Annotated in this window: 5 protein-coding genes; 4 read left to right on the forward strand and 1 reads right to left on the reverse strand. The window is 43.2% G+C overall.

Translation table 11 applies throughout. The features are described 5' to 3' along the window. Nucleotides 1-32: 32 nt before the first annotated feature. The 4 genes from QUB12_RS27855 (at nt 33) to uvsE (ending at nt 12325) form a co-directional block, all read left to right on the forward strand. A complete protein-coding gene (locus tag QUB12_RS27855) occupies nt 33-3347 on the forward strand; it encodes a helicase-related protein (RefSeq protein WP_333309343.1) in 3315 nt (1104 codons plus the stop codon). Next, entirely contained in the window at nt 3344-10717 is a 7374-nt protein-coding gene (locus QUB12_RS27860) for a sigma-70 family RNA polymerase sigma factor (RefSeq protein ID WP_333309349.1), read from the forward strand. The genes QUB12_RS27855 and QUB12_RS27860 overlap by 4 nt, the downstream gene beginning before the upstream one ends. Nucleotides 10718-10835: 118 nt before the next feature. Next, entirely contained in the window at nt 10836-11042 is a 207-nt protein-coding gene (locus tag QUB12_RS27865; protein ID WP_172190898.1) for a hypothetical protein, read from the forward strand. Nucleotides 11043-11380: 338 nt separating this feature from the next. Beyond that, nucleotides 11381-12325: a UV DNA damage repair endonuclease UvsE gene (gene uvsE, locus QUB12_RS27870; RefSeq protein ID WP_333143430.1), complete on the forward strand. Its 945-nt coding sequence runs from the start codon at nt 11381-11383 to the stop codon at nt 12323-12325. 65 nt (nt 12326-12390) lie between these two features. On the opposite strand, the gene QUB12_RS27875 is transcribed toward uvsE, so the two are convergent. Then, nucleotides 12391-12653: hypothetical protein (locus QUB12_RS27875; protein WP_333309344.1), on the reverse strand; the 263-nt coding region annotated here is incomplete at its 5' end.

Here is a 12653-nt window from a genome sequence, read left to right on the forward strand (position 1 = left end):
AGCCTAGTGCAACAACCGCATAAAGGTAGGCTATGTCACAGGATGATGCTTCTCTCCCAAAGTCGGCAATTAGAGACAACCGCCGCCGGGGTACTGTGGGCGATTTTTTGAAAGCCAAGGTTGAGGAAAACTCAACCTTGTCAATTGTTTCTGCTTACTTTACAATTTATGCTTTTGATGCTTTGAAAGAACAACTTCTAAGTATTAAAAGCTTGAAATTTCTCTTTGGCGAACCGCGCTTCATCAAGTCACTTGATCCAAGTAAAACTGATAAAAAGGCTTTCCAAATTGAGGATGAGGGCTTGCAGCTACAAAATCGGTTGGAGCAAAAGCGGGTTGCGAAAGAATGTGCAGAATGGATTGAGAAAAAAGTACAGATACGGTCGGTCAAGCAATCTAATTTACTGCACGGCAAAATGTATCACATTGCTCATAACGGAAGTGAAAATGCTATTACGGGCAGTTCTAATTTTACCGTGCGGGGACTGGGATTAGGTAGGAAAAACAACAATATTGAACTCAATTTAGAAGTAGATAGCAAACGGGATACCCGCGACCTGAAAGCCTGGTTTGATGAACTCTGGAATGATGCCGAACTAATCGAAGATGTCAAACAAGATGTGCTGCTGTACCTAGAGCAACTTTACCAGAACAATTCTCCTGAGTTTATCTACTACAAAACTCTGTTTCATATCTTCGAGACTTTCCTCGATGACCTAGAAAAAAACGATATTCTCAGCGAACAGTTACACTTTTTTAATACAGAAATTTGGAAATCTCTATTTGAATTTCAGAAAGACGGAGTTAAGGCTGCTATCAATAAAATCGGACGATATAACGGGTGTATTATTGCTGACAGCGTTGGTTTAGGTAAAACATTTGAAGCTCTAGCGGTGATCAAATATTTTGAACTTCGCAATAAAGGAACAGTTTTGGTTCTTTGTCCCAAAAAACTCCGCGAGAATTGGACGGTATATCTAGCACAGAACAATAGCGAACTGAATCCTTTTCTTAAAGACGGCTTTAACTATGCAGTCCTGTCTCACACCGACTTGAGCCGGGATTCCGGTTACTCTGGGGATCTTAATTTAGAAAAGATTAATTGGGGCAACTATGACTTGGTAGTTATTGACGAATCCCACAATTTCCGCAACAACATCAAGAGTAAACGGGACGAATTTGGCAATCTAATTAGAAAAAGCCGTTACGAAAGGCTGATGGATGACATTATCAAGAGCGGTGTCAAAACTAAGGTGCTACTCTTATCAGCAACTCCGGTTAACAATGATTTAAAGGATTTGCGGAATCAACTTTATTTTATCACAGAAGGTCGCGATGCTGCGTTTAGCGAATCGCTGGGAATTGCCAGTCTGCGCGCTACACTAGCTGATGCTCAGGGGAAATTTACCAAGTGGGCCAAGAAAAGTAGGGATCGCAAAACTAGCGAACTGCTGGAAGAACTAAGTTCTGCTTTTTTCAAACTGCTTGACGAATTGACGATCGCACGATCGCGCAAGCACATTCAAAAATACTATAAAGATGCGATCGCCCAATTAGGCGGCTTTCCAGAACGGCTCAAACCCATTTCGGTATTTCCTGAGATTGACCTAAAGGGTGAGTTCCTGTCCTACGAACAGCTTAACAGCGAAATTTCTAAATATCAACTCTCGCTATTCAACCCTTCAAAATATGTCCTGCCGCCATACCGTTCGGTGTATGAAAATAAAGGAGTGCGAAATTTCAAACAGAGCGATCGCGAACGCTGTTTGATCGGCATGATGAAAGTCAATTTTCTTAAACGCTTAGAAAGCTCCATCCGTTCCTTTGCGCTGACAATGGAGCGCACGATTAAAAAAACTGGAGATCTAGAGACAAAAATTAAAAATTTTCAGCAATTGCAGCAATCTCGCGACGCTAACCAGACAGTAACTTTCAGCGATTGGATGATTGAAGACTTGGACGATGAAGAGTTGCAAGATGCCATGCAAGTAGGTCAGAAGCTGATATTTCAAATGGCGCACCTCGATGTCGAAACCTGGTTAAAAGACCTGAAACGCGACAAGGAACAGCTTAAAAAAATTTACAATTCTGCCCAAAGCATTTCTGTGGAACGCGATGCCAAGCTGGCTGAGTTAAAAGCACTGATCGCCGAGAAAGTCAAGCATCCTACGACTAACAAGCATGGCAAACCAAATCGCAAGGTTTTAGTCTTTACTGCCTTTGCAGATACGGCAGTCTATCTCTACGAAGGATTGCGGGAATGGGCAAGATTAGAATTGAAAATTAACTTAGCTTTGGTGACTGGGGGATCGGCGGCAAATAAGACTACCTTTGGCAAAAACGAGTTCAATCACATCCTGACAAATTTTTCGCCTTTCGCCAAGAAACGCGCCCAAATTCCATCTATGCAGCAAGACGGCGAGATTGATTTATTAATTGCCACTGATTGTATTTCGGAAGGGCAAAATTTACAAGATTGTGATTATCTGATTAACTACGACATACACTGGAACCCAGTCAGAATTATCCAGCGGTTCGGTAGGTGCGATCGCATTGGCAGCCCCAACCACACGGTACAATTAATTAATTTTTGGCCGACAGAGGACTTGGATCAATACATCAATCTGAAAAATCGAGTAGAAGCACGGATGGCTTTAGCGGACATGGCTGGTACATTTGAAGATAACCTGCTGGAGGCAAAGGAGATTCAAGAACTGATTGAGAGTGATTTGAAATACCGCGACAAGCAGTTGCTGCGATTGAAAGACGAGGTGCTGGATCTCGAAGATTTCACCGAGACTGTAGCCCTAACGGAATTCACTCTCGATGATTTCCGAATGGAACTAGCCAAATACATTGAGAGCAACCGCAAACTACTCCAAGATGCCCCTTTAGGACTCTATGCAGTAGTTCCAACTAACTCGGAGTACCCGATAATTGCTCCGGGCGTAATTTTTTGCCTCAAACAAAAAGGCGATTGTCTTGATAATAAAACCGTCAACCCGCTGCAACCATACTTTTTAGTTTACGTTGGAGAAAATAATAAAGTGCGATTAACTTTTGCTCAACCCAAACAAATACTTGAAATATATCAGTTGCTCTGCGCTGGGTGTTGTGTTCCTTATGAAGAGTTGTGCAACTTGTTCGATAGACAAACTAATAACGGATTTGATATGAGTTTGTATAACGATTTGCTTAAGCGGGCGGTTGATTCAATTGCAGGTATTTACAACAAGCGGCTCATCGGCCACCTGCTGTCTAGCCGCAGTGCTGTGTTGGTTGAGCAAGCGCATCAGGTTAAAGCAACAACTGATTTTGAACTAATTACCTGGCTGGTGATTAAATGAGCGTCAGCGAACAACAAGCCAAAGCATCTATCAATCAAGATTTAAGTAGTTTTGTCAAGGGAAAACTTGCCGATAACGCTAGAAATTTGTTTTTAGCTCTTGGCTACCGCAGTGATAAAACTCTTCCCTTTTATCCTAAGAGTTCGGATAATTTTATTGCCAAATTTGATAGTGATAAAAAGCTAAATCACCAAAAAGCTCTGTTAAATGAATGGCTAACTGTTGATTTTTTATTTCAGCTCACTTGGGATGAAATTGCGGGTGATGACCAGCTAAAATTATCCTTGGAGACAAGAGCTAAGGGAGAAAATACGTTTTTCATTTCTTCCTACTTGTTTTTCGCAATAAAATTGCAGCGTAGCACCTACACTAGCGAACAGCTTGACGGCATTGTCCGCGAGATTAATAAACTCTTTCTCAAGCCCGCGATAATTCTATTCCAGCATGGACAAACTCTGACTTTATCCATTATCAACCGCCGCCCCGACAAAGGCAATGAATCTAAAGATGTATTAGGAAAAGTCAAACATATTAAAGATATCCCATTCGACAGTCCTACAAACTCCCATTTAAAAAATCTCTTCGCTCTTTCCTTGGCAGAGTTGCATAAAAATCACGGATTTAGCAACTTTGACGAATTTCATGAAGCTTGGCATAAAACTCTTCCTGACAGCATCAAATTTAAAGAAGACCGTATACCGCCAGATTCGCTTCGCGTTTATCTGCAAGAGATCGGTCGAATTCCCATGCTCAAAGCTGACGAAGAGATTGAATTAGCTCGAAAATTTTCTGAGTTAGAATTAGAGGCCAGCCCAAAAGCGAAAGACAAAATGGTAGAGTCTAACTTGCGGCTGGTAGTCTCAATCGCTAAAAAATATCAAAATCGAGGGCTGGATTTATTAGACTTGATTCAGGAGGGAAATCTCGGTTTAATCAAGGCTGTAGAAAAGTTTGATTGCACGATGGGAACCAGGTTTTCCACCTACGCATATTGGTGGATTCGTCAGGCAATTACGCGGGCTATTGTCGATCAATCGCGGACTATCCGCCTACCAGTTCACGTTTATGAAACTATCTCGAAGATCAAGAAAACTACCAAACAGCTTTCTCAAGAAATCGGCCACAAGCCTACGGAAGAAGAAATCGCGACTAAAATGGAGATAACAATTGCCAAATTGCGCTTTGTTGTTCAATCGGCTAAATCTATCATTTCCTTAGATACTAAAATGGGTGATGATGAAGACTATACATTGGGAGAGTTGATTAAATTCGATGGAGAAACACCAGAAGAAAAAGTATATAAAAATTTGTTTGCCGAAGATTTAGAAAGCGTTTTAGATACTCTGGGTCCTAGACAACGTGACGTTATTCGGATGCGATTCGGATTGGATGATGGCCGCGAGAAAAGTCTACAGGAAATCGGTAATATATTTGATGTTACCCGCGAACGGATTCGGCAAATTGAGGCTAAGGCTTTACTAAGATTGCGCCATCCCAACCGCAACAGTATTTTAAAAGAATGTATTCGCCCTACAGGGATTGACCAAACTCAGACAAAAAGACCGATCGCCCAACCGATGCAGCCCAGACAGTTCAATATCTCAGAAAACTTGTCTCGCAGCCGCGACACTTTCTTACAGGAGCCTGTTCGTGATAAAATAGTTGATACAGCTAATATGACAGAACCATTAATTCCTTTTAACAACTTCATAGAAGAATCAAATATAGAAGAAACTATATTGGAGGAGACTTACTTGTCGAGAACCGATGGAAGTCAAAACAATCTGAATTATGCAAATTTGAATGAGCATAATTTCCACATTGCCGAACTGAGAGAAAATAACTTGAATGGAGCGATTAAACCGATGAAACACAATTCAGCAGACTTACTCAAACAACTCACCGCACTAGAAGATGTTTTTTCCCAACTAGAGAAACGGCTGTCAGAGGCGAGTCGAAAATTGCTAAACCCTGGTATACCTATATCTAAAGAGCTGATTCAAGAACTTGATGAGTCCCATAAAAAGTTTATTCAGCTTCGCGATAATGTGCTAGAATTGGCTGAATATTTTGCAGTATCGACAACGCTGAAAGTTGAAGAAATTGATTCTTTAGCAGATATCAAGTCTGTACTTGAGCGTGTGGATTTGGCCGAGAAGCAAAAAAGTGCGATCGCTCTTGTCCGCGACTCTGCTTTGAGGGTTCTGGAACGAGTTTTAGCGATCGCCCATCGAGTAGAGAGCAATTTTCAGTCATTGCTGGAATGTCAGAAAACAGCCCGCGAACTTCAACGCGCCATCTCCGAATCCCAGGAGTCTGACTTGCATCCCTACACCCAACTCTTGGCTGACGGTAATCATCCATTCTGCCAACTGCTAACACTAATTGCAGAATGGGAAGCAGCAGATGACGAGCATTTAGCTTCTTTACAGGATGCCGTAGCAAAATCATTTGAAAGAACTCTGGCGATGGCAGCAGTCAGAGGTAAACTGATTATTCAGTCGGAAACAATACCAGATTTGCCTGCGGTTTCTACTAACAATAACTTAGACGAAACTTCCTTAGTTTATGAGCCGGAATCTGAAACTGTTCCTGTTGTCGAACAACCACCATTAGCAGAGTTGAACTCGGTATTGACAGAGGAGGCGATCGCGCAGCCAACCGCTGAAAATATCCCTAATTTTCCACCCATAGAACTGCCACCCACAATTCAGATAAATCAGCAAAATTCGGAAAATAAGCAAGGAAAAGAAGTTGACAAGCCGGGAAATAAAAAAAGAGAAGAAAAACAGTCTCTCTACAGCTTCTCGCCCAATGATACCGCTCAACAAATCGCTCAATCCATCTTGGACGACCCCGATCGAGAACGTCCAGCAGTTTTGCGCGACTTAGTTTGGCGGCTGATTCTTGAAGAAAAACTCAGCCTTGCGTTTCATTTAGCTCGCTGCTTTGAAAAACAATACTCCAACTTTGAACCGCACCTGCCACCGCATTTAATTAGAGCAGTATTGCTAGGACAAAACCTGCGCGATGATGTAGGATATGGAAAACTTGCAAATCTGCTTAAAGATGACTTCACCAGTTACACCGCCAGCTATTCATTACCCGAAAAAAGTGAATGGAATCAAGCCGTAAGCTTGCTCTTAGCCGCAGCAGCAATGCGACCGTCTTTACTAGCCCCAAATACCGGTGCTTCGCACCTTTTCCAGGAGCTTCAATTCGGTAAAGCTGGACTCGACAAACTGTACGATTATTGCCAAATTATCGCCAGACACGGCGATCGGCAGCGGGCCCTAGATACAAAAGCCATCAAGAAAGCAAAAACTCTGGCAGCCTTGCAAAAAGATTTAGACGATTTGTATATGAAAATCGAGGATTGGTGGTCTCAAGCGCCACAACAAGATTTGATTTACGGTCATGCAAAGAAAGTTTGGGTCGAGTGGTTGAATCCCGGTGAACTTTTTTACACTCTGTGGCTTCCCATCAAGCAAAAAGATTTGAGCCAACTTCCCTTCCTCAAGAAGCAGATCGAGAGATTATCTAATGAGTCCAATCTAGACGGGGAAATTCAGCGAACAGAGCGCAAAATTCGTCGCCCTAAAGGTGCTGGTATCATTACAGGTAAAGCCCTCATTCAGCTTCGCTCTCGCGCTCGGCAATTTTTGAATTGGGTGGGTCGCTGGGTTAAGGAGCAGGAATCGCGCTTAGCTGAAAGCGAAAATTATCTTCAGAAAGAAGCCAAACAGTTAAAACAAGATATTGAGAATCTTCAAGATATGGTTCTCCAAGAATTAGATACCTTTGAGGCGACAAAACCTCCAGTGTTTATTTTAGCTGGTATTGCCTGTTGCCGAAAAGCTGTGGAAGACATCGGCAATATCTTCGATCCAGATACCGAATTGTCAACCGCAGAACCTGACCCAAAATATATCCTGCACGCGGAGCTGTTAAGAATGCCATCTATCCCGATCGACGATGACTGGGAACTAGATATCGCTAATCCTGAAGCGGGTATAAAGGGAATTTTGGAGTTAGTCAAAAATGATATTTGGGATTGGCAACAAGCATTCGATATGCAAAGTTATGTCTGTAGTTCAAAAGCGGTCGGAAATCACGAGGCTACGGCGCAAATCATCGAATACCTCGAACACAACCCCGAATCAACATTAGACCTCGATCGGCTAAAGGACGAACGCAATAATCGGATTGAAGAGTGTCAAGGAATTTTGCAGGAGCAGGTCGAGACTACTAGCAAACAGCTCGAAAGTGCCGTAGCTTTTGGTTTACTAAGAGAAACAGATAGAAGTGCTTATGCAGCACAGATTGAAAGCATTAAAAATGCTCATGTAACAACCAGGCGGTTTTCCGAAAAAATTGAGCTGCTTCGGGCGATCGGTCAAGGAATTAGCGCCAAGCGCCAGGAACAGATCGATCGAGTATCCGAGGAATTAGAGAGTCTTCAGCAAACAGGTATAGCAGATGCCGATCGTACCAGAATTTGCAGTGTATTGGAGCAAGGCGATATCCTGACGGCTAAGGAATATATATCTATGCTGCAAGAGCGGCGATCGCTTCCTGAACCAGAGGAAAAAAGAGATGCTTTTAAAGACTTCTTCGAGCATAAGTATGCTGCGATCGAAAAAGTGCTTGAGGAGTGCGATCGCGATCGACAAAAAAAGCAAGACCTAATTCCCAATATTTCCAAAGGGAAAAGTATCGCAAAAATCCAGATACCGCAAGGAACTCAAGCCAAAAAAGCCGCTGATATGCTAGACGCTTGGTTTGCAGCCAAGGGAAGGAAGCAAGAAATCACAGAGAAAGATGCTCGCCAAATTCTCAGCAACCTCGGTTTTAACATAACATCTCTTACATTTAAAAAATCAGGACAAAATACCTGGATTGACGTTAATGCTGAGCCGATATTTGACCAAAATCGCTGTCCTGTGTCTGCCTATGGTTCAGCCGCGAAGGGCCATTACCGCATTCTTTGTGTATGGGATAGACCGAACGAACAGGATCTCCTCAATGCCGTTGGAGAAACAGCTCTTGGAGGGCCGATATTCGTCTTTCATTTTGGGCGAATGACTGAAAAGAAACGCCGAGATTTGGCTGATTTGTGTCGGCAGCGTCGGAGCACTTTCATTGTGATAGATGATGTGCTGATGCTCTACCTTTGCGGAGAACAAAAAACACGCTTACCTGTATTGTTTGATTGTACCTTACCCTTTACTTTCTTAGAACCTTATAAAACCGCAGCAGGAGAGGTTCCGCCTGAGATGTTTTACGGGCGAGTACGAGAACGGGAATCCATAATCGATCCTCTTGGTTCTTGTTTGATTTATGGAGGTCGGCAGTTAGGTAAAACCGTTTTGCTTAAGTATGTACACCGGACTTTTCATGGAACCGACGCGGGAAGGAACGCCCTATTTTTGGATATTAAAGAAATTGGACGCAACCAAGCTTTAGATAAGATTTGGGATTTACTAAACGGAGAATTGGATAAATTGAAAATTCCTGATACCAATCGGCGCAACTCCGTTCGCGAAAGCAGCTTGCTGCGGATTAAAAATTGGCTGGAATTGGACAAGCAGCGGCGCTTTTTGCTGTTGTTGGATGAGGCAGATAATTTCCTTGAAGCCGATGGTAAGGAGGATTTCCTCCGCTGCGATGAACTCAGAAAATTAATGATGGAAACTGACCGACGTTTTAAGGTAGTCTTTGCCGGATTGCACAACGTTCTGAGAACCACTAGACAAGCAAATCATCCGCTGGCTCACTTTGGCAGGCCGATCTGCATTGGGCCTCTGCTGAATAATGGTGAAATGCGTGCGGCAACAGCTTTGGTAGAACGTCCGCTGGCTAGTCTTGGCTATCGTTTTGAATCACTTGATTTAATCCCGCGCATTCTTTGGCAGACTAACTATTATCCGAGCTTGATTCAACTCTATTGCGAGCAGTTACTCAAGCACATTACTAACCCAGATGTCCCTACTTTCGATCCTAAAATTAGTCCGCCTTACGTGATTACTTCTCGCCATGTAGAAGAAGCTTATCAAAGTCAAGACCTTCGCAATAATATTCGCGATCGCTTTAAGTTGACATTGGGGCTCGATAAGCGCTACGAGGTAATTGCCTACTCGATTGCTGATGGCTCTCAGGAGGATGAAACAGGCATGGAGGATGGGTTTTCTGTATCTTGGATTCGCGAACAAGTCTTGTATTGGTGGTCTGACGGATTCGCGGGAAGGTCATCGGAAGATGAAATCCTGGCTTTACTAGAAGAAATGGTCGGATTAGGAGTTTTACGAGAAACCAATCCAGGTTACTTCACTCTGAGAAGTTCTAATTTAGCCTTGCTTATGGGTACGCAACCAGAAATTGAAGCAGAACTTCTGAGACCGCGTGAAGCTCCACCTGAATACGAACCTGCTACTTTTCGGTCTCCTCTTGTCAAAAATAAAGCTGATTCCCGGCGCAGTCCTTTAACTGTTCAACAGGAATCAGAGCTGCTGCGCCCGGAGAATCGTGTCTCTATTATATTTGGCTGCCAAGCCGCAGGAATTGACGATTTGAGAGTTTTTATGATGGAAGCAGCAGCTAGTAAGAAGGATTGCAAAATTCACTATCACTATTTAGAAAATCTCTCAGACCTATCGGATTTCAGCCAGCGTTTGACAGAAATTATTTACCATCGTAAAAAAGATATCACGCTCGTTGTTGTATCAGCCACCACCCTTTGGAGTAAGGATTGGGTTGATGAGGCAATTAAGAAAATCAAAAGATTGAAGAAAGAAGCGTTTATTCAGCTTGTTTTTGTCGCCGATCCTCAGAAGGCTTGGCAGTTAGTTATTCCTAATTCGATAGGTTTAGATTCCTTTAAGGAACTAAGATTTTTCAGCCTCAAACCTTGGCACGATGCGGCGCTGCGACATTGGTTGGAAGATGCTAAGTTGCCCAGCGGACTAGAAGTTAGAAAGAAGATTACGGAAGTTACAGGGAATTGGTCAAACCTGTTGCAAAAATTCTATCAATTTTCCCAAGCTAATCCGCATCGCTGGCAAGATTCCTTGGCGGAACTGAAGAATCAATTTAATAAATCTGATAAATTAATTAATTCAATGGGCTTTGACGGTTGCGAACCTCAAAGAAAACTGGTAATGAGAACTTTGGCCCAATGGGGAGAAGCAGCAGTGGTTGAGGAATTAATTGAGGTTCTGGATGATGTATCGCCTGAAATTGTCAAGCAGACTCTCCGATGGGCGGAACTCCTCAGTCTTGTCTCGCATTTAGGAAATCAGAAGCAAGACGGTAAGGATTACTGGCAGATTGACCCTGTAGTTGGTCGTCTGCTCGAATCTATGGCAGAGTAATACAAACTTTCTGCTGTGCGATGTACTCAAGCAGATATCTGACTTAAGATAGGCGATCGCCCGCAGCAGCTAAGTCTAAGCTAGAAATTGTTCCATAAACCTAATTGAGGAAAAAAAGATGAGTAGCGGTCACGCCAGCCATAAAGGCTCTTCCACAAAACCCAATACCAACACTAACGGTCAAATTACATCTCCTGACGACCAACCCGCTGACCCGCTAAATCAAGAAACATCCGGTTATCCGTTCCATAACGAAGCAATGGAAAATCCTGTTGCCACCGCGCGGCCCGACGAAGAGGCTGAGTCTGGCGAAGAACAGCAATAGTTATATCGATTAAATTGTCATCGATATCCTATCTGCGACGCGGTTGATTAGATGTTTGATAAAAATCCGGTTTGTACTAATTACATCTTGCACTTCCATAGTCCGCCAGGGATTAGAATCTCCGGCGGACTATTTGGGCAGGTTCAGTAGTACCTCATATCAAATCCGTTGACATCGGAATTATTATCTCTCTCTTCTCTTTCTCTGTGTCCTCTGTGCCCTCTGTGGTTTAATCATTCCGATACAACCAATTGATATCACAGCTTCAGAACAAAGGACTAAAGTCCTTACTACAAAACTATTTAACCTATAAAATTCAAGTTAGGAATTATTGAGAAATGAGCGAGATTAACCAACTATTTCAAAAAGACAAATTGCCGGAATTGGGGTTAGTCTGTATTACAACATCCAATGAAGTTCGCTTTCGCACTGTCACGCGGAAGCGACTTTTACAGCTTTCGGAAACTGAACAAGAAACAGTATTGCGCGAGCTTTATACAGACAACTTAAAGCGGCTTGACAAAGCGATCGACTTCTGTTCCGTTAATCAGATTAAGCTCTACCGCATGACTTCTGCACTGTTCCCTTTTGCAGATACAGATTTGGGGGAAGCAGTGCTACACTCCATGACTGAGGAATTGCGGACTACGGGCGATCGCGCTTTGTCTTTGGGCATCCGCTTGGTACTCCACCCGGATCAATTTGTCGTCCTCAGTTCCGACAAGCTTTCTGTGGTTGAAAACAGCATTAAAATTCTCGCGGCTCATGCTTTAATTTTAGATATGTTGGGACAGCCCCGATCGCCCCAGGCACTGATGAACATTCACGGCGGCAAGAGCGATCGCACTTCGCAGCTCAAATCAGTCATCCGCGACTTGCCAGAATCCATTCGATCGCGCTTAACCTTTGAAAATGACGAATACGCTTACAGTTCCTCGGAAATTTTAGAAGTTTGTCTCGATACCGGCGTACCAATGGTTTTTGACGCCCACCACCACGTCATTCACGAACATTTAGAAACTTACGACGATCCCAGCGTTGCCGAAATGCTCGCAGCAGCCCGCACAACTTGGTCTGTTCCTGAATGGCAATTAGTGCATATATCGAATGGCAGAGAATTTTTTGCCGATCCGCGCCACAGCGATTTAATTACAGAAATGCCTAATTGCTATTATCAGGCTCCTTGGATTGAAGTAGAAGCTAAATTTAAAGAATTAGCTATTGAAAAGTTGCGCGCCGAATGGTTGTCGGCGAATGTTCCACAATTTAGCAATGTCTCGTAGGGGCGGGTTTTACCAACAATAATTGCCTAAAACCAATAATCTCGAAAACCCGCCCCGCCCAAGAGTCAATCGCAAGAACAGGCAAGATGCCTGTTCCACAAAGAAGGAATTTTTTTGTGGGGTGGGCCGCAAGAACAGGCAAGATGCCTGTTCCACAAAGAATGAGATGCCTGTTCCACAAAGAATGAATTTTGTTGTGGGGTGTCCCGCAAGAACAGGCAAGATGCCTGTTCCACAAAGAATGAATTTTCTTGTGGGGTGTCCCGCAAGAACAGGCAAGATGCCTGTTCCACAAAGAATGAATTTTGTTGTGGGGTGTCCCGCAAGA

The organism is Microcoleus sp. B7-D4 (assembly GCF_036705125.1).
GTDB lineage: Bacteria > Cyanobacteriota > Cyanobacteriia > Cyanobacteriales > Microcoleaceae > Microcoleus.

Bases quoted from the DNA above. Each gene is read 5' to 3' on its own strand.
- QUB12_RS27855 (WP_333309343.1), top strand. From the start codon at position 33: ATGTCACAGGATGATGCTTCTCTCCCAAAGTCGGCAATTAGAGACAAC.
- QUB12_RS27860 (WP_333309349.1), top strand. From the start codon at position 3,344: ATGAGCGTCAGCGAACAACAAGCCAAAGCATCTATCAATCAAGATTTA.
- QUB12_RS27865 (WP_172190898.1), top strand. From the start codon at position 10,836: ATGAGTAGCGGTCACGCCAGCCATAAAGGCTCTTCCACAAAACCCAAT.
- uvsE (WP_333143430.1), top strand. From the start codon at position 11,381: ATGAGCGAGATTAACCAACTATTTCAAAAAGACAAATTGCCGGAATTG.